General features: G+C 58.9%; 16 protein-coding genes. 6 read left to right on the top strand and 10 right to left on the bottom strand.

Features of this window, described 5'->3' with window-relative positions; all coding sequences use genetic code 11:
* Positions 1 to 9: 9 nt before the first annotated feature.
* The 10 genes from pdhA to tpiA form a co-directional block, all read right to left on the bottom strand.
* Complete coding sequence (gene pdhA / locus BR48_RS0122205) at positions 10 to 1,041, bottom strand: pyruvate dehydrogenase (acetyl-transferring) E1 component subunit alpha (protein WP_027233317.1); 1,032 nt, start codon at positions 1,039 to 1,041, stop codon at positions 10 to 12.
* 128 nt (positions 1,042 to 1,169) lie between these two features.
* Positions 1,170 to 1,502: a septum formation initiator family protein gene (locus tag BR48_RS0122210; RefSeq protein ID WP_027233318.1), complete on the bottom strand. Its 333-nt coding sequence runs from the start codon at positions 1,500 to 1,502 to the stop codon at positions 1,170 to 1,172.
* A gap of 156 nt (positions 1,503 to 1,658) precedes the next feature.
* Entirely contained in the window at positions 1,659 to 2,936 is a 1,278-nt protein-coding gene (gene eno / locus BR48_RS0122215; protein ID WP_027233319.1) for a phosphopyruvate hydratase, read from the bottom strand.
* A 152-nt stretch (positions 2,937 to 3,088) separates the two neighbouring features.
* Positions 3,089 to 3,451 carry a PRC-barrel domain-containing protein gene (locus BR48_RS0122220; protein ID WP_027233320.1) on the bottom strand — a complete coding sequence of 121 codons (363 nt, stop codon included), beginning with the start codon at positions 3,449 to 3,451 and terminating at the stop codon, positions 3,089 to 3,091.
* 103 nt (positions 3,452 to 3,554) lie between these two features.
* Positions 3,555 to 4,388, bottom strand: a complete 834-nt coding sequence (gene kdsA / locus BR48_RS0122225) for a 3-deoxy-8-phosphooctulonate synthase (RefSeq protein ID WP_027233321.1) — start codon at positions 4,386 to 4,388, stop codon at positions 3,555 to 3,557.
* Positions 4,385 to 5,281, bottom strand: coding sequence for a VOC family protein (locus tag BR48_RS0122230; RefSeq protein ID WP_027233322.1), 897 nt, complete (start codon positions 5,279 to 5,281; stop codon positions 4,385 to 4,387). Before BR48_RS0122230 ends, kdsA begins: the two co-directional genes overlap by 4 nt.
* Positions 5,282 to 5,329: 48 nt before the next feature.
* Entirely contained in the window at positions 5,330 to 6,958 is a 1,629-nt protein-coding gene (locus BR48_RS0122235) for a CTP synthase (protein ID WP_027233323.1), read from the bottom strand.
* A gap of 145 nt (positions 6,959 to 7,103) precedes the next feature.
* The gene (locus BR48_RS0122240; protein ID WP_027233324.1) at positions 7,104 to 7,799 is read right to left on the bottom strand and encodes a L,D-transpeptidase; all 696 of its coding nucleotides are present in this window, start codon (positions 7,797 to 7,799) and stop codon (positions 7,104 to 7,106) included.
* 206 nt (positions 7,800 to 8,005) lie between these two features.
* Positions 8,006 to 8,491 (bottom strand): preprotein translocase subunit SecG, encoded by a 486-nt coding sequence (gene secG, locus BR48_RS0122245; protein ID WP_027233325.1) that lies wholly within the window; start codon positions 8,489 to 8,491, stop codon positions 8,006 to 8,008.
* Between the two features lie 111 nt (positions 8,492 to 8,602).
* Positions 8,603 to 9,367, bottom strand: a complete 765-nt coding sequence (tpiA, locus tag BR48_RS0122250; RefSeq protein ID WP_027233326.1) for a triose-phosphate isomerase — start codon at positions 9,365 to 9,367, stop codon at positions 8,603 to 8,605.
* Positions 9,368 to 9,520: 153 nt separating this feature from the next.
* Here tpiA and BR48_RS0122255 point away from each other — a divergent pair, with 153 nt between their 5' ends.
* The 6 genes from BR48_RS0122255 to BR48_RS0122280 form a co-directional block, all read left to right on the top strand.
* A complete protein-coding gene (locus BR48_RS0122255; RefSeq protein ID WP_027233327.1) occupies positions 9,521 to 11,410 on the top strand; it encodes a SurA N-terminal domain-containing protein in 1,890 nt (629 codons plus the stop codon).
* 15 nt (positions 11,411 to 11,425) lie between these two features.
* A complete protein-coding gene (gene trpD / locus BR48_RS0122260; RefSeq protein WP_027233328.1) occupies positions 11,426 to 12,445 on the top strand; it encodes an anthranilate phosphoribosyltransferase in 1,020 nt (339 codons plus the stop codon).
* 2 nt (positions 12,446 to 12,447) lie between these two features.
* Complete coding sequence (gene trpC, locus BR48_RS0122265) at positions 12,448 to 13,266, top strand: indole-3-glycerol phosphate synthase TrpC (protein WP_027233329.1); 819 nt, start codon at positions 12,448 to 12,450, stop codon at positions 13,264 to 13,266.
* Positions 13,263 to 13,754, top strand: coding sequence for a cyclic pyranopterin monophosphate synthase MoaC (gene moaC, locus BR48_RS0122270; protein ID WP_027233330.1), 492 nt, complete (start codon positions 13,263 to 13,265; stop codon positions 13,752 to 13,754). Before trpC ends, moaC begins: the two co-directional genes overlap by 4 nt.
* 1 nt (position 13,755) lies before the next feature.
* The gene (gene glp / locus BR48_RS0122275; RefSeq protein WP_027233331.1) at positions 13,756 to 14,964 is read left to right on the top strand and encodes a gephyrin-like molybdotransferase Glp; all 1,209 of its coding nucleotides are present in this window, start codon (positions 13,756 to 13,758) and stop codon (positions 14,962 to 14,964) included.
* Between the two features lie 899 nt (positions 14,965 to 15,863).
* On the top strand, positions 15,864 to 19,715 hold a 3,852-nt coding region (locus BR48_RS0122280), incomplete at its 3' end, for a hypothetical protein (protein WP_210165013.1).

Genomic DNA, 19,715 nt, shown 5'->3' on the forward strand with positions numbered 1-19,715 from the left:
CGCCTCCCCTTAGAGCAGAATATCGGTGTAAAGCTCGGACGGATCCGGCTCTGGATCGGACTGGGCGAAATCGGCGGCGTCGGCCACGATGTCGCGAACGTCCTTGTCGATCTTCTTCAGATCGTCCTCGCTGGACCAGTTATTGCCGATCAACCGGTTCTTCACCTGCTCGATTGGATCGTGCTCGGAGCGCATCTTCTGCACTTCGTCCTTCGACCGGTATTTTGCCGGATCCGACATGGAGTGGCCGCGATACCGGTAGGTCTGCATCTCGAGAATGATCGGACCCTTGCCCGAACGCGCGAAGGCCGCTGCTTCCTCGGCAGCCGCGTTGACGGCGCGCACATCCATGCCGTCGACCTGGATGCCCGGAATATTGAACGAAACACCGCGCTTGGAGAAATCCGTCTCAGCCGAGGCGCGCGATACGGCGGTGCCCATGGCGTAGCGATTGTTCTCGATGATATAGATGACAGGCAGCTTCCACAGCGAGGCCATGTTGAAGCTTTCATAGACCTGGCCCTGGTTGGCCGCACCGTCGCCGAAGTAGGCGAGTGAGACATTGCCATTGTCGCGATAGCGATTGGCGAAGGCGAGACCCGTACCCAGCGAAACCTGCGCGCCGACGATGCCGTGGCCGCCGTAGAAATGCTTCTCCTTGGAGAACATATGCATCGAGCCGCCCTTGCCCTTGGAAAGGCCGCCGCGCCGTCCGGTCAATTCTGCCATGACACCGCGGGCACTCATGCCGCAAGCAAGCATATGGCCGTGATCGCGGTAACCGGTGATGACCTGGTCACCTTCCTTCAGGGCCATCTGCATGCCCGTGACAACGGCTTCCTGGCCGATGTACAGGTGACAGAAACCGCCGATGAAACCCATGCCATAAAGCTGACCGGCCTTTTCCTCGAAACGGCGGATCAGCAGCATCTGGCGATAGGCTTCGAGTTCTTGCTCCTTGGTGAACTGGATGGGTTTTGGTGCTTTAACAGCAGAGGTCTGCGCAGAACGCGCAGGGCTTTTTTTCGCCCTCGTAGCCATATCTCACTCCCTGTGACTTGGTCGCAAGAGAATAGCAGCAGGGGCAGAAGTTACAATATGCAGAATTGAATAAGTGCTATGCAAATAAGCTGTTAAAAACACAGCATAAAACGGCTATTAACTAGAAATCAGTTAATAGCCAAATCGCCGGAGCCACGCATTATGGTGACTTCGTCCGGGCGGGACATGTTCAATGCCTTGCGAGCCTGTTCGTCCAACATATCCTTCTCAATCGTGCCATCATGCATAAGTTGGACCTGTCGTTCAAGCTCCGTGCGCGAAGCGGTCACGGCCTCGAGTTGAGCTTGCAGGAGCTTGGTCTGCTCCTGCAGCTTGATGGTCGAATAGAGACCGTATTCACCGTGATAGGCGTGAAATCCGAAATAGCTGAAGAATAGCGCTGACAGGAACGGAACGATCAACCTTCCCCGTCGCGTTTTTCGTCTTTGTTTTGTCCACATGGAAGCCGGTCCGAATGCTGCGGAATCAGGCGACAATGCCCGATCTCTGGCAATCAATAAGACGATGTTTTGCTTAACAGGGTCTTACCGCCAGCCTTGAAAAGCAAAATGGCGGACACCAGGCCCGCCATTTTCTGTTGTCTTGCCAGTTTGCTGTCAGGCGTTGCGGAAGATGCCGCGGCCGGCATAGCGCGCCTGCGGTCCGAGTTCTTCCTCGATGCGGATGAGCTGGTTGTATTTCGCGACCCGGTCGGAGCGTGCCAGCGAACCGGTCTTGATCTGTCCGCAGTTGGTGGCGACAGCAAGATCGGCAATTGTCGAGTCTTCGGTTTCGCCGGAACGGTGCGACATGACGGAGGTGTAGCCCGCGCGGTGCGCCGTATCGACCGCATCGAATGTCTCGGACAGAGTGCCGATCTGGTTGACCTTGACGAGGATCGAGTTGGCGACACCCATCTTGATGCCATCACGCAGACGTGCCGAGTTGGTCACAAACAGGTCGTCGCCGACGAGCTGGCACTTGTTGCCGACGAGGTCGGTCAGATATTTCCAGCCCTCCCAGTCATCCTCGGCCATGCCATCTTCGATCGTGATGATCGGATAGTCGCCGACGAGCTTGGCGAGATACTTCGCCTGTGTTTTCGGATCGCGCGACTTTTTCTCGCCTTCGTAAACGTAGTTGCCGTCCTTGAAGAATTCGGTCGAAGCGCAATCCAGACCGATGGCGATTTCCTCGCCCGGCTTGTAGCCGGCCTTCTCGATCGATTCGACGATGAAGTCGAGCGCAGCCTGGGCAGTCTTGAGATTGGGCGCAAAGCCGCCTTCATCACCGACATTGGTGTTGTGGCCAGCATCCTTCAGGCGCTTCTTCAGCGTGTGGAACACTTCCGAACCGTAGCGCACGGCTTCGGCGAGCGACGATGCGCCGACGGGGAGGATCATGAACTCCTGGAAGTCGATCGGATTGTCGGCATGAGCACCGCCGTTGATGATGTTCATCATTGGCACGGGAAGCACATGAGCCGACGGGCCGCCGAGATAACGGTAGAGCGGCAGGCCGGACGCTTCCGCCGCAGCCTTGGCGACAGCAAGCGAGACGCCGAGGATGGCATTGGCGCCAAGACGGCTCTTGTTCGGCGTGCCGTCCAGATCGATCATGGTCTGGTCGATGTGGATCTGGTTCTCTGCCTCGAGACCGCCGATAGCGTCGAAGAGTTCGCCATTGACCGCATCCACGGCCTTCTGAACGCCCTTGCCGAGATACCGACTGCCACCATCGCGCAGTTCGACTGCTTCGTGCGCACCGGTGGAAGCGCCGGAGGGAACGGCTGCACGACCCTTGGACCCGTCTTCGAGAATGACATCGACTTCAACAGTCGGATTCCCGCGACTATCCAGGATTTCGCGGCCAATGATATCTACAATTGCAGTCATGGAATTCCCTTTCAATGAGCTCAGAGCAGCGTTGGGCTGGGCCACTGATAGCGAATGAAGATGACAAGGAAAATCCCCAGCAGGACGAAATGTCGCCTAAAAAGACAAAAGGGCCGCCGGTGGCGACCCTTTCGCGCTGGCCTCAGGGCGAATTACGCTGCCCTGTCGACCTTGTAATAAGAAAATGCGTTGTCGCGAACGCGGCGACCGTCATTCTCGGAGAGTTCCGAAATGGTGTGCGCCGGGGCCTGCGTCAGTTGCTCCTTGGTAAACGGGACAACATAGCCGCCGGTGCTTTCGTCGTAGTTCAGAAGTTTCCACGGAACGGCATGGTATTTTTCACCCATTCCCAGGAACCCTCCAAAGCCGATAACCGCAAACATGATGCTATCGGACGTCTTGTCCAGCATCACATCTTCGATCTCGCCGATCTTGTCGTTGGCTTCGTTATAGACGTTCGTACCAATCACACGGGTGGCGCGAATTGCTGTAGTATGTCCGGATTTGGTCGGCATATTTCTTCCTCCTTGTTTGAAGCTGCCATGGAGGAGTAATGAGCAACCCCGCGTGAGGGTTGCATAAAAAGTTAATTTCTCGGGACGGAACTTCCGCCGCTACCTATGCCCTTTTGGCAATCCGATCGAATTCAAGCAGTGTTTCGAGAAGTCTCGGCATCTGGTCGATCGGCACCATATTGGGGCCGTCCGAGGGCGCGTTATCCGGATCCTGATGGGTCTCGATGAAGACACCGGCAACGCCGACTGCCACTGCTGCGCGCGCCAGCGTCTCTACAAATTCGCGCTGGCCACCTGTAGATCCGCCTTGGCCGCCCGGCTGCTGCACCGAGTGCGTGGCATCGAATATGACGGGAGAGCCGAGACCGGCCATGATCGGCAACGAGCGCATGTCGGAGACAAGCGTGTTATAGCCAAAGGAAACGCCACGCTCGGTCAGCAGGACGTTGGGATTACCGCTCTCGGTAACCTTTGCCGCGACATTCTTCATGTCCCATGGCGCCAGAAACTGGCCCTTCTTGATGTTGACGACCTTGCCGGTCTTTGCGGCCGCGATCAAAAGATCGGTCTGACGGCAAAGAAAGGCCGGTATCTGCAGAACGTCCACCACTTCACCGAGAATCGCGCATTGCTCTTCGGTGTGAACGTCTGTCAAGGTCGGTAGGCCGAATTCCTTCCGGATGTCGGCAAAGACCGGCAAGGAGTTCTCGAGCCCAAAACCACGCTTGCCGGTAAGCGACGTGCGGTTGGCCTTGTCGAAGCTCGACTTGTAAACAAGACCGATACCGAGCTTACCTGTGATCTCCTTGAGGGTGCCCGCCATGTCGAAAGCATGCTGGCGGCTCTCCATCTGGCACGGACCGGCAATGAGTGAAAACTGCGACGCGTTCGAAAACGCCACATTGCCAGCTTTAACGGTCGAGTTCGGGGTCATCAGACTGCCTCAAATGCGATGGCGGCGCCCTGCCCTGGTGCCTTGTGCACGATCAGGCGGGAGCCGCGCGGTTCGAAGGGTATATCGTTGCTGCGAAGGAGCGATTCAACGGCGACGAGATCGCGAACGCAAACGACGAAGGCCCGAAGGCGCAAGCCCCGTTCGACGCCCGGTGTTTCAAGGCCGAAGAACGAATGCAATCCTTGCGGCGAAAGCACGCTGACGTTGGCATTTGCTGCGCGCAAATCCATGCCGAACGAGTGTGCATTGACGTCGCGCTGGTTGACGACTTCCTGCAGGAGATACTGGAAATCCGTCGGATTTACCTCAGAAAGGATAACTTCGCGCAAGCTGACGGCACCATTCGCATGGGCCTGCAACTGGCTGCGGTCGGCATTTGGCGTATTCACGCGCTCGCAGGTGAAGAAATACGCATCCGGCGCACGCAGGTCGGCGGCAAATGCCAGCCTGAAGCTTGCCCGGTCCTCCTTGCCGTTCGGGGTAACGAACGGGCGCGAGAAGTTCAGGATTGCGCCTGCGGATATGCCAGCCTCCACGAAAGCCGAGTGATCGCCTTCTGCGTTCCTCGTTCCCATGACGAGGGCCGAAAAGCCTTCATTGCCACAACGGAACCGATAGGCCTGATCGCGCGCAACAAAGACGTTGCCTGCCCTGGCCTCGGCCTCACAGACTTCGCGCTGGCCGATGGCAAGGAATTCGAGAAACGTATCGTCGCCCAGGAAAACGCAGACATTCTCGGTCCCGAACGGGTGCTTGCCGACCGGAGCCACGGTAAAGCCGAGCTTGCCCAGGCGGTCGCGCGCCACATCGAGATCCGCAGTCGGCAGCACGAGGTGGTCGACCGGGTGGGGCGTGCGCGGCGACTGCGTTGTCATGGTGATGGGTATGCCTCAAAACAATGCAACGTCATACCCCTCCAGCGGTCAAACGAGCCGGCTTTGAGCCATGGCAGCGTTGATGAACGACGCAAACAGCGGGTGCGGCTCGAACGGGCGCGACTTCAATTCCGGATGGTACTGGACGCCGATGAACCAGGGATGATCGGCATATTCGATCGTCTCCGGCAGGACACCATCCGGCGACATGCCGGAGAACACCAGACCGCAATCCTCAAGCTTCTGCTTGTAGTCGATATTGACCTCGTAGCGATGGCGATGGCGCTCGGAAATATCGGTCGAACCGTAAATGTCGGCGATGCGCGTGCCGGATTTCAACAGCGCTTCATAGGCGCCAAGCCGCATCGTACCGCCGAGGTCGCCGGCCTTCGTGCGTTTCTCAAGCATATTGCCCTTCAGCCACTCGGTCATCAGACCGACAACCGGCTCCTTGGTCGGGCCGAACTCGGTGGACGACGCATGTTCGACGCCGGCCAATGACCGTGCAGCTTCCAGCACAGCCATCTGCATGCCGAAGCAGATGCCGAAATAAGGCACCTTCCGTTCGCGTGCGAATTTTGCCGCGAGGATCTTGCCTTCCGAACCGCGCTCGCCGAAACCGCCGGGAACGAGAATGCCGTGAACCTTCTGCAGATAGGGCGCCGGATCTTCCTGTTCGAAAATCTCGGATTCGATCCAGTCGAGATTCACCTTCACCTTGTTTGCCATGCCGCCATGGTGCAGTGCCTCGATCAGCGATTTATAAGCGTCCTTGAGGCCCGTATACTTGCCGACGATGGCAATGGTGACTTCGCCTTCCGGATTGTGGATGCGCTGGCTGACTTCATCCCAGCGCTCCATCCGTGGTTTCGGGGCAGGATCGATGCCAAAGGCCGCCAGCACCTCGGAATCGAGGCCTTCCTTGTGATACGCCATCGGCACGTCATAAATCGTCTCGACATCAAGCGCCTGAATAACCGCCGAAGCGCGGACATTACAGAACAACGACAGCTTGCGACGCTCGGATTCGGGAATTTCCCGATCAGCGCGGATAAGCAGGATGTCAGGCGCAATGCCGATCGAGCGCAACTCCTTGACCGAATGCTGCGTTGGCTTGGTCTTGAGTTCACCAGCAGCCGGAATATAGGGCATCAGCGTCAAGTGGATATAGACGGCCGAACCGCGCGGCAAATCGTTGCCAAGCTGGCGTATCGCTTCGAGGAACGGCATGGCTTCAATGTCGCCTACCGTGCCGCCGATCTCGCACAGCACGAAATCATAGTCTTCATTGCCTTCGACAACGAAGTTCTTGATCTCGTCGGTGACATGCGGAATGACCTGAACTGTCGCGCCGAGATAATCGCCGCGGCGTTCCTTTTCGATGATGTTGCGATAGATCCGTCCGGTGGTGATGTTGTCCTGCTTGTTGGCAGGACGCCCCGTGAAACGCTCATAGTGACCAAGATCAAGGTCGGTTTCCGCACCATCGTCGGTTACGAACACTTCGCCGTGCTGATAGGGCGACATCGTACCGGGATCGACGTTGAGATAAGGGTCGAGCTTGCGGATCCGCACACGGTATCCACGAGCCTGCAGAAGCGCCGCCAAAGCGGCAGCAGCGATGCCTTTTCCGAGGGAAGAAACCACGCCGCCAGTGATGAAAACATATCGGGCCATGGGCTTATCTCGTTAGTCCTTTGCGAGTGATTTGGCCACAAAAAAATTGGCGGGCCTGCCAATTTTCCCATTCCAAAGATTGTTTGTTCCAAACAAAACGGCCAGACGCGAGGTCTGGCCGTTCCGGTGAACTAGATAATAGTCTTTACAGCACGATAACTTGAGTGCCGACGCTAACGCGGTTGTAGAGGTCGATGACATGGTCGTTGACCATGCGGAAACAGCCGTTCGAAGCGGAACTTCCGATGGTCCAGGGCTGGATCGTGCCATGGATTCGCACATGCGTATCGCGGCCGCCCTGCGACAGGTAGAGGGCGCGTGCACCAAGCGGATTGCCGGGGCCGCCATCCATGCCATTCTCATACTTGGCATAGTGGGCCGGCTCGCGTTCGATCATTTCCTTGGTCGGAATCCAGCGCGGCCACTCGCGCTTGGTCTGGATCTGGGCGGTGCCCTTGAACTCCAGACCTTCCTTGCCGACAGCGATGCCATAGCGGCGCGCCGTAAACGGCGATTCGATCAGGTAGAGGAACTTGTCCTTTGGATCGATGACGATCGTGCCGGTCTTGTAGCCGGTAAAGGGAACATCCTGCGGCATGTACTTGGGATCGATGCCGTATTTGTTCTTTGCCTTGCCCGTGGCGGGCTTGCGCACTTCAGCGACTTCAATCGGCGCTGCAGCAGCAGCGGCATCCGGATTTACGACAGCTTCCGGCGCGACCGGTTGCGGCGCATCGCCGGTAAACGGATTGAGGATCCGCTTCAGAAATGGTTCGGCTGATGCCGGGCCGGTCAAGGCCAGGACTGACATGCCAATGAGTAAGGAGCGACGTGAAAGCATATTTGAAATCCCGCGTAGATTGCACAACGCCATCACGGCGTTTGCGAGGCCCCCGAGGCCAACGTTTATGGCGATAACCGAAGACCGGTTTCTTCTCAATGCAAATCGCTGTGAAGAACAACGTCCGACGATTCTTCACACACAACGGTTGCGGAAGCGCAACACTTTATTGCGCTTGCCGCGAAAGACGTTCAAACGGTGCCCGATTACTGCGAATTCGGGACCGGGTTTGCCGGCTGTGCCGGAGCGGGTGCAGCCGGGGCTGTATTGGCCGGGGCCGGCGATTCGGGCGTTACCGGCGCAGTCGCTCCCGGAGCGGCGGGCGCATCCGTCGGCGCCGTTGCGGGCTTCGACGAAGGACCGCCCAGCTGGTTGAGGATACCGCCGCTCGTCGGCGGCTGCTGGCCCTGCTGGCCCGCTGGCTGCGTGCCCGTCGTCTGTGGAATACGGTTCAGAATGTCCGTCGGGTTTTCGCCGTAGCGCGCCATGATACCCAGCGCCAGCGAAGTGATGAAGAACCCCGCCGCGAGAATTGCCGTCGCACGGGTCAGGGCATTGGCAGCGCCACGCGCTGTCATGAAGCCCGAGCCGCCACCGATCCCGAGACCGCCGCCTTCCGAGCGTTGCATAAGCACGACACCGACAAGGGCAAGTACAATCAGAAGATGAATGACGATAACGACGGTTTGCATGGGGTATTTTCTGCTTTCTAGAAATCGGACGCGGCTCTTTACACCGTATCCTTCAATAAACCAAGCCCGTCCGCAGACAGATTTCCTGGTTCAATAGCATGTCTAAGCCGATCAGAGGGCGTGATACGCCTCACAGATGGCGAGGAAGTCCACCGCTTTCAAGCTTGCGCCGCCGACCAAAGCGCCGTCGACATTGTCGATGCCCAGCAATTCGACTGCGTTTGAGGGCTTGACCGAGCCGCCATAAAGGATCCGCATCTTCGTTCCGTCCTCGCCAAAGCGCTTGGCAAGAGCCGCGCGGATCGAGCCATGGACGTCTTTGACGTCGTCCGGCGTGGGTGTCAGTCCGGTACCGATGGCCCATACGGGTTCATAGGCAATAATCGTATTGCCGGACCGCGCGTCGGCCGGAATCGACCCTGCGAGCTGCGTCGCTATGATTTCGAGCGTCGAACCCGCGCGGCGCTGCGCTTCGGTTTCACCGATACAGATGATGGTCGTCAGTCCAGCTTCCCAGCCCGCCTTTGCCTTGGCATTGACGATCTCATCGGTCTCCGCGTGATCTGTGCGCCGTTCAGAATGTCCGACAATGACATGGGACGCGCCGGCATCGAGCAACATATTCGCTGCGATATCGCCGGTATGGGCGCCGGATTTCTTGAAATGACAGTCCTGGCCGCCGATTGCCAGCGCCTCGCCTTCTACCAGCTGGGCTGCGCGGAAGACGAGCGTAGCCGGCACACAGATCAGTGCGTCGATCTTCTCGCCTATGGCGGAATTCGGCCGGTTGACGATCGTACGCAGTTCGTCGAGCGACTCTCCCGTACCGTTCATTTTCCAGTTTCCAGCAACGAGCGGACGCACATCAGGGGTCATTGGGTGTTCCTTGGACGTTTGTTTGGTCGATTTTCTCAGTGATTTGATTGCCTGACTAGCAAATTCAATTGATAAAGCAATCGACACATGCCCTGCATCACGCTATTCCCGCGTGGATTAAATTATGCTTCTTGACTGACACGGTGATTTTTCATGCTCGACTCTCTCCGCAATGTTGCACAGACCTGGGTGGTCAAGGTGCTCATGGGCCTTCTCGTCATCAGCTTCGCCGGATGGGGTGTATCCAATACGATCCTTGGTGCAATCGGCGGCGGCGCGGCAATTCGCGCAGGCCATTCCGAGGTTTCTCCGGTAGACTACCGCCTCGCCTATGATCGCCAGCTTGCTGCGCTCTCGCAGCAGTTCGGCCAGAGGCTGACGCGTGAACAAGCTGACGCCATCGGCATCGGGCATCAGGTCCAGGGACAGCTCGTTGCAGGCGTCGTTCTCGACGAACAGGCACGCACCATGTCCCTCGGCCTCTCCAAGGACCGCCTCGCCCAGCTCGCGGCAGAAGATCCCGCCTTTCATGGTCCTGACGGTCGGTTCAACCAGGCGCAGTTCAATGCCGTGTTGCGCAATGCCGGCATGAACCCGCAGAGCTACCTCGACAATCGCGCCCAGGTCGCGCGCCGCCAACAGATCGTCGAAGCCGTCGCCGACGGCATCAAGGCGCCTGATGCGCTGCTGAAAGCCCTCGCCATGTACAAGGGCGAATCGCGCACCATCGATTATGTCGCTATGCCGGCCGACTTCATCAAGGACGTCGCCGATCCGAGCGATGACGTGCTGAAGACCTATTTCGAAGCGAACAAGGAGGCCTACGGCGCGCCGCAGAATCGCAAGATCACCTATGTAAAGCTCGAGCCGAAGGACATCGCCAACGCGGCAACCGTCGCACCCGAAGAAATCAAGGCGGAATACGACAAGAACATTGCCCGCTACACCACCCCGGAAACCCGGACGATCGAGCAGCTTACCTTCGCCAATGAGGAAGCGGCAAAGGCGGCGCACGACAAGATCGCAGCCGGAACGAGCTTCGAGGACGTTGTAAAAGCGGAAGGCAAGACGATGGATGACGTGCGGCTCGGGACATTCCCGAAGCCGGCCCTCCCCGACCGCTCGATCGCGGATGCCATCTTTGCGCTGCAGCCAAATGGCATCAGCGACGTGCTCAAGGGTACTTTCGGACCGGTGATCGTTCGCGTTACCGCGTCGACGCCGGAGGTCATCAAGCCGCTTTCGGAAGTCGAAAACGACATTCGTGAGAACCTCGCTCTCGCCCAGGCGGCATCGACCATCGGCGACGTGCACGACGCCTACGAGAATGCGCGCGCCGACGGGCAGAGCATGGCGGAGGCCGCAGCCAAGGAAAATCTCAAGGTCGTCACCATCGATGCGGTCGACCAGGCTGGTCGGGGCATGGACGAAAAGCAGCTCGCCGATCTTCCCTTCGACGAAAACCAGCTTGCCGCTGTCTTCCAGGCCGATGTCGGCTTTGACAACGAACCGTTCAATCTCGGCACCAATGGCTATCTCTGGTACGACGTGACCAGCGTAACGCCCGCGCGCGAGCGCCCGCTCGACGAGGTGAAGGCCCACGTCATCGCCAACTGGAAGAAGGCGGAAATCGAAAAGCAGCTCAATGCCAAGGCGGAAGAGGTACGCAAGCGCGTGGCCGATGGCGCTTCGCTGGATGTGATTGCGTCCGAGTTCAAATTCACCAAGGATACCAAGCGTGGCATCACGCGCGAAAGCAAGGATGCGGATCTCGGTCAAGGTGGCGTTGCCTCGGTATTCGACGGCCCGGAAGGCGTGGTCGGCGTCACGGAATCGGCGACCGATGGCTCGAAGCTGATCTTCAAGGTGACGGAATCGATCGAGCCAGCAAATGTCGGACCAGATGCGATCACCACGGTCGAGAAGAATGCCATCGGCAATCGTCTTGCCGATGATCTGCTCGACCAACTGGTGTCGCAGTTGCAGACCGTCTATCCTGTTTCCGTCAACCAGTCTGTCATCGACAGGGCCCTGGCCCGCTGAGCCGCGAGAAAGAGAATGGCTGAATTAAAGCGCTTCATCGGCATTGCGGCAGCAGGCAGGGCTCTCACCCGCGAGGAAGCGGTCGAGGCCTTCGATATCATGATGTCCGGACAGGCAACGCCGGCGCAGATTGGTGGCCTGTTGATGGCGCTGCGAGTGCGCGGCGAAAACATCGACGAGATCACCGGCGCCGTTTCTGCTATGCGCTCGAAAATGCTGACGGTGACTGCACCGGCCAACGCCATCGATATCGTCGGAACGGGCGGCGATCAGTCGGGCTCCTATAATGTGTCGACTTGCGCTGCCTTCGTTACCGCCGGCGCCGGCGTTCCTGTTGCCAAGCATGGCAATCGGGCGCTGTCCTCGCGTTCCGGCGCGGCCGACACGCTCGCGGCGCTAGGCATCAATATCGAGATCGGGCCGGAACTGATCAGCGATTGTATTGAGCAGGCAGGCATCGGCTTCATGTTTGCGCCGATGCATCACCCGGCCATGAAACATGTCGGGCCGGCGCGCGTCGAACTTGGCACACGGACGGTTTTCAACCTGCTTGGCCCATTGACGAATCCCGCCGGTGTCAAGCGCCAGCTCGTCGGCGTGTTTTCCCCGGAATGGGTCGAGCCGGTCGCGCACGTGCTCAAGGCGCTCGGATCTGAAGCTGTCTGGGTTGTTCACGGGGATGGCCTTGACGAAATTACCACTGCGGGCGTCACGAAAGTCGCCGCGCTGGAAAACGGTGTCATTCGCCAATTCGAGATTGACCCGGAGTCCTTTGGCCTGCGTCTCGTAGATCCCCAGGACCTGAAGGGCGGCTCGGCGGATGAGAATGCCGTATCCTTGCTCTCCGTCCTCGATGGCGCCCATGGCGCATACCGCGATATTACGCTGTTCAATGCCGGCGCGGCGCTGGTGATTGCCGGCGCGGTGCCGGATTTGAAAGCCGGCATTGCCATGGCTGGCCAATCGATCGACAGCGGCGCGGCGCGAAATGTGCTAAAGAAGCTGGTTCACGTATCCAATAGCGGGGCGATCTGACCATGGCTGATATTCTTCGCAAGATCGAGGCCTACAAGCGCGAAGAGATCGCGGCCGCCAAGGCGCGGACACCGCTCGATGAACTACAGGCGCGGGCGCGCGACGAGGATGCGCCACGTGGCTTCCTTGCTGCTCTGCGCAAAAAGCGCGATGCTGGCCAATTCGGCCTGATTGCCGAAATCAAGAAGGCGAGCCCTTCCAAGGGACTGATCCGGCTGGATTTTGATCCGCCCGCGCTCGCCAAGGCCTATGAAGAAGGCGGCGCCGCCTGTCTCTCCGTTCTCACGGACCAGCCATCCTTTCAGGGCGCACCGGAATATCTGGTCGCTGCGCGCGCCGCTACCGGATTGCCTGCCCTGCGCAAGGACTTCCTGTTCGACACTTATCAGGTGTACGAGGCACGCAGCTGGGGGGCGGATTGCATCCTCATCATCATGGCCAGTGTTTCCGACGATCTCGCCAAGGCGCTTGAGGAAACGGCGCTGGCGCTCGGCATGGACGTGCTGGTTGAGGTTCACGACGAGGCCGAGATGGAGCGGGCGCTGAAACTCACCTCCCCGCTCCTTGGCATCAATAACCGCGACCTGCGTACGTTCGACGTCGACATTGCCACTTCCGAGCGGCTGGCTGGCATGGTTCCAGCGGACAAGCTGCTTGTCAGCGAGAGCGGGATCTTCACGCACGCGGATTGCGAGCGGCTTTCCCGCTCCAACATCGGAACTTTCCTTGTCGGTGAAAGCCTGATGCGAAAGGACGATGTCGCGGCGGCGACACGGCTCCTCCTGAACGGCGCGGCTTCACAACAGAACGACGCGGCATGACAAGGCTTAGCCATCTCGACGAAACGGGCGCGGCCCATATGGTCGATGTGGGCGGCAAAGGCGAAACCGAACGCGTGGCGATCGCCGAAGGTTGCGTCAAAATGCGGCCCGAGACATTGGCGCTCATCCGCGCTGGCAATGCCGCCAAAGGCGACGTGATCGGTACAGCCCGCATCGCCGGTATCATGGCAGCGAAGAAGACGCATGACCTCATTCCGCTCTGTCATCCGCTGCTTCTGAGCAAGATTGCAGTCGATATAGAGGCGGATGAAGCATTGCCCGGCCTGAGAGTGTCTGCAACGGTAAAACTGATGGGCAAGACCGGCGTTGAAATGGAGGCGCTGACCGCGGTCTCTGTTGCCTGCCTCACTATATACGACATGGCGAAAGCCGCTGACAAAGCCATGATTATTCAGGATATTCGGCTGTTGCGGAAGACCGGCGGCAAATCCGGCGACTGGTCGGCCGATCCAATCAACGGGAACTGATATGGCAGCCCTCCTCCCCGTCAACGAAGCGCTGGCGCGGATTCTGGCCGGTGTCGAAACGCTCGATTTCGAGATCGTTCCCCTTGCGGACGCAGGCGGCCGCGTCCTCGCCGAAGATCTTCACGCCAAGCGCCAGCAGCCGCCCTTTGCCGCCTCGGCGATGGACGGTTACGCCGTACGCGCCGCGGATGCCGCGGCCGTGCCTGCGACCTTGCAATTGATCGGTCAATCCGCCGCGGGGCATGCATTTGCCGCTGCCGTCGGCCCAGGTGAGACAGTGCGGATCTTCACGGGAGCCCCGCTTCCCGACGGCGCTGACAGCGTCGTCATCCAGGAAAACACTGTTGCGCATGGCGATCGCATCGAGATCGCCGAGCCTGTCGAGCAGGGCAAGAATATCCGAAAGGCCGGGTTGGACTTCAATGAAGATGACGTGCTGCTTGAGGCAGGACGTGTGCTCGATGCGGGCGCGCTGGCTCTTGCCGCATCGGGCAATCATCCGGCGGTCCCGGTCGTGCGCCGGCCACGCATCGCAATCCTTGCGACTGGCGACGAACTGGTTGCTCCCGGTGAAGATATGCGACCTGACCAGATCGTCGCATCGAACAGTTTCGGCCTTGCCGAAATCATCCGCCAGGCGGGCGGCTTCGCCATCGATCTCGGTATTGCCGAAGACCGTCCCGAAGCCCTGAGCGCAGCTTTCGACCGCGCCACGGCCGCCGACGCCGATGTTGTCGTGACCCTCGGCGGCGCATCCGTCGGCGATCATGATCTCGTCCAGCCCGCGCTCGCTGCGCGCGGCATGGTGCTCGATTTCTGGAAGATCGCGCTGCGGCCCGGCAAGCCGTTGATGTTTGGCCGTCTTGACGGCACCCGGATTCTCGGGCTTCCCGGCAATCCCGTATCCAGTCTCATCTGCGCGCATATCTTCCTCGTGCCGCTTATCCGCGCGTTCAGCGGTCTTGCACACGAGCCGAATATGCGCAGCGCCGAACTCGGAACCGACATGGCGATGAACGACCAGCGACAGGACTATGTGCGGGCTCGCGTCCTACGGCAGCCGGACGGCGCGCTCGTCGCCACGCCCTTCCCGCTGCAGGATTCTTCGATGCTGAAGTTTTTCGTCGAAGCGAACGGCCTGATCGTGCGCAAGCCGTTTGCGCCGGCCGCATCCGCGGGATCGCCCTGCGACGTCCTGATGTTGCGCTAGGGCAACATTAAAGGTTGTTGCAGGGGCGCACGCCTCTCCGTCTATGGACCCGGCAAACTAATTTTGTTACGACTTTATAAGTTGATTCGATGTTTATTTAAGTAGTACAACCGTTGGTTGTGGGCATACAGTGATATTAATGAAGTAATACCCGCGTCCGGCGCATTCTGAATAATTATTGGAAGGGTTTTTAGCGCTTTTCGGTAGCGCTTATCACTAATTTTTCTTCGTAACGCGAGATTATTTTGCGCGGTATATGATTTATTGCCCGAAGGTTATTTACATTGATTTTATTTACGAGAATTGCCCGTTTTTGGGCCAATTTATCTAAGTATTTTCTGGCAATTACCTTTGCAGGGCTCCTGACATGGGTGTTCCCGGGCGTCGCCCAGGCCCAGGTGCAGCGAAGCATGATCAATCAAAGCTTCGAAGACCCGGTGATTGGGCTCTTGCCCTGTTATGCGACATTTCGCGAAGATCTCGTTCCCGGCTGGAACACATCCCACACTAAAACCGGTAATCCTTCGGGGACTTGCTTGTCCGTCTTGCCCGGCGGAAGTCTTACCGGGGGAACCGGTGGATTCATGGAGTTCTGGCGATCAGGTGAAGGTGGCGTACTTGCGTCGGACGGTTTTCAGTTCGTCGAATTAAACGCTAATGAGTCTTCGCGACTCTTCCAGACCGTTTGTCTCGTTAACGGAGAAACTTTCAACTGGCGATTCAGTCACCGCGCCCGCGGAAACGGCAATGAAACACTGTTTTTCAACATATCGCCGACCTCAAAGCCTGCCGGGTTGCCGGCTGACAGCTCGACAACGGAAATTGTCTCTGACGTTGTAAGAAAGGCGGATGGTTGGAAAAAACGCAGCGGCTCTTTCAAATATACGGGTGACTCCGGCTTGCAAACTCTGGGGTTCAGATCGAGCGACCCAGGCAGTAGCGGAAACTTTCTTGACGACGTTCAAATAGAGCTGGGGCCATATATCGAGTTCCAACCCGCCGAAGGCAGCGGCGCGGAAAGCATCGAATCAGCAAATCTGCCGACGCTACGTCTCGCCGGAACCCTTACCAAACCGTTGGCCGTGACGATCATCGTCAGCGGTACGGCGACGCTCGGAAAAGACTTTACGACGCCCAACGGGACAAACACATTCACCATCGATATCCCAGCCGGGGACTATGACGGCACCAACGGCGTCCCAACCGGCATCAAGGTCACGAACGACACGGATCTTGAGCCCAACGAAACGATTCTCCTCACCATCAAGCCGAATAGCGCCGCGTACACGCTCGCAAGTACGACGTCGTGCGGCGGCAAATCGACGACCACCACGACGTACACAATACTGGATGACGACGCACGGCTAACCCTCAAGAAGGAACTGACCGCGAATCGTGGCAATCCAGCCGATCAGTTTGTTTTAATGATCGCAGACGCCAGCAAAGTCGCGCAAGTGACCACCACTACGACGGGCGCGGGTTCTGTCGTTGAGGGTATCGCACAACTAACGAACGTTGCAGTGGGTTCGAAGTATACCTTTTCTGAATCCGCCCCAAACAAATCGTCTGCGGAGTATCTTCCAGAATACGCTTGCACAAACGCAACTGGCGGTTCCATAGCCGGTCTTTCTTCTGGGAAAAAAACTAGTTTCGATCTCACTCCTGTAGCGGGCGACGACATTACCTGCACCTTCAAGAATACGCCGTATCGTTACGCCATGACGGCGGCGAAGACCATCACAAGTGGCGATCTCTACTCGAATGTTGGAGATAAGATTAACTACAGTTACACGATTACCAATTCCGGCAACGTTGCGATTACAGATACGATAAATATTAATGACGACAAGATCAGTAGCGTCACCTGTCCTTCCCTTCCGGTCGGCGGACTTTTACCAAACGCGTCGATCGCATGCTCGGCGTCCTACACGGTCGTTCAGGCCGATCTCGACGCCAACAAGGTAACCAATACCGCAGCCGCCGCTACCAGCAAGTTCTCATCTCCAAAAGTATCGGCCACGGCTTATCGTCTTCCTGTCATGGGTTTAGATATAAAGATCACACCCAATCCCTATTCGGCCGTCGGCGAGAGGATCGTCTACAAATACACCGTCACCAATACCGGCAATGGGACGATCACCAAACCCATTGTGGTCACGGACGACAGATATACGGTAAAATGCGATCCGCTGCCGCCCGGCGGGTTGCCGGCAAAGGCCACGCTGACCTGTACCGCCGAATATACGATCAAACAGGACGACCTCGACACCGGCAAGATCGTCAATACGGCGACGGCCAGCAGCGAAGGCGTTCCTCCCTCTATTCCGGTAACCGCCACAGCATTGGCAAAGCAGACACCGGGCCTGGCGCTAGAGAAGAAAGTGGCCGGCGGTGCGAAAGCCTATTCTGCCGTAGGCGAAAAAATCACTTACGAATATACGGTCACCAACAGCGGCAATGTGACGATCACCAAGCCGATCAGCGTCAGCGACGACAAGATCACGACGGTGACCTGTCCAAACTTGCCAACCCCTCCCACGGTGAAGGGCAGCGTGGCCGACGGAAAGTTTGCACCGGGCGGAAAGATAGTCTGTACCGCAGAATATCTGGTCACCCAGGCCGATCTCGACGCCGGCAAGGTGGTCAACATCGCCTCGGCCACGGACGGCACCACCAAGTCGCCCGACGTGACCGCAACGGCAACCGCCGCGCAGGCGCCGGCGCTGAAACTCGAAAAGTCGGTCACCGCCGGCAGCCCGTTCAAGGCGGTCGGCGACAAGATCAGCTATGCCTACAAGATCACCAACAGCGGCAATGTGACGATCACCAAGCCGGTCAGCGTCAGCGACGACAGGATCAAGACGGTGACCTGCCCGGCGCTGAGCGACGGCAAACTTGCGCCCGGCGGCAGCTTGACCTGCGCGGCCGACTACAGCGTCACCCAGGCCGATCTCGACGCCGGCAAGGTGGTCAACATCGCCTCGGCCACGGACGGCACCACTAAATCGCCCGACGTGACCGCAACGGCAACCGCCGCGCAGGCGCCGGCGCTGAAACTCGAAAAGTCGGTCACCACCGGCAGCCCGTTCAAGGCGGTCGGCGACAAGGTCAGCTATGCCTACAAGGTCACCAACAGCGGCAATGTGACGATCACCAAGCCGGTCAGCGTCAGCGACGACAGGATCAAGACGGTGACCTGCCCGGCACTGAGCGACGGTAAGCTTGCGCCCGGCGGGAGCTTGACCTGCACGGCCGACTACAGCGTCACCCACGCCGATCTCGACGCCGGCAAGGTGGTCAACATCGCCTCGGCCACGGACGGCACCACTAAATCGCCCGACGTGACCGCAACGGCAACCGCCGCGCAGGCGCCGGCGCTGAAACTCGAAAAGTCGGTCACCACCGGCAGCCCGTTCAAGGCGGTCGGCGACAAGATCAGCTATTCCTACAAGATCACCAACAGCGGCAATGTGACGATCACCAAGCCGGTCAGCATCAGCGACGACAGGATCAAGACGGTGACCTGCCCGGCACTGAGCGACGGCAAGCTTGCGCCCGGCGGCAGCTTGACCTGCGCGGCCGACTACAGCGTCACCCAGGGCGATCTCGACGCCGGCAAGGTTGTCAACATCGCCTCGGCCACGGACGGCACCACTAAGTCGCCTGACGTGACCGCAACGGCAACCGCCGCGCAGGCGCCGGCGCTGAAACTCGAAAAGTCGATCACCGCCGGCAGTCCGTTCAAGGCGGTCGGCGACAAGATCAGCTATGCCTACAAGGTCACCAACAGCGGCAATGTGACGTTTACCAGGCCGGTCAGCGTCAGCGACGACAGGATCAAGACGGTGACCTGCCCGGTGCCGACAGACAGCAAACTTGCGCCCGGCGGCAGCTTGACCTGCGCTGCCGACTACAGCGTCACCCAGGCCGATCTCGACGCCGGCAAGGTTGTCAACATCGCCTCGGCCACGGACGGCACCGCCAAGTCGCCCGACGTGACCGCAACGGCGACGGCAACACAGGCGCCGGCGCTGAAACTCGAAAAGTCGATCACCGCCGGCAGCCCGTTCAAGGCGGTCGGCGACAAGATCAGCTATGCCTACAAGGTCACCAACAGCGGCAATGTGACGTTTACCAGGCCGGTCAGCATCAGCGACGACAAGATCAGGAGTGTGACCTGCCCGGCACTGAGCGACGGTAAGCTTGCGCCCGGCGAGAGCTTGACCTGCACGGCCGACTACAGCGTCACCCAGGGCGATCTCGACGCCGGCAAGGTTGTCAACATCGCCTCGGCCACGGACGGCACCACCAAGTCGCCCGACGTGACCGCAACGGCCAATGCAGTAGCATCATCTACCCTGCAGGTCGAAAAGACGATTACGGCCGGCAATCCGTACAAGGCGGTCGGCGACAAGATCAGCTATTCCTACAAGGTCACCAACAGCGGCAATGTGACGATCACCAAGCCGATCAGCATCACCGACGACAAGTTTGCAGACCCTATCAATTGTCCAAGCCTGTTGCGCGCGCGATTCCCACCTCAGTCAACGATACTCTGCCTCGCTACCTACACCGTCACCCAGGCCGATCTCGACGCCGGCAAGGTGGTCAACATCGCCTCGGCCACGGACGGCACCACCAAGTCGCCGGACGTGACCGCAACGGCGACGGCAACGCAGGCGCCAGGGCTGGTGCTGGAGAAGAAGAGCGGACCGCCGTCGGGCAATGTTGCCGGCTCGACCATTGCCTAT

Origin of the sequence: Phyllobacterium sp. UNC302MFCol5.2 (assembly GCF_000686005.1) — a bacterium.
Taxonomy (GTDB): domain Bacteria; phylum Pseudomonadota; class Alphaproteobacteria; order Rhizobiales; family Rhizobiaceae; genus Phyllobacterium; species Phyllobacterium pellucidum.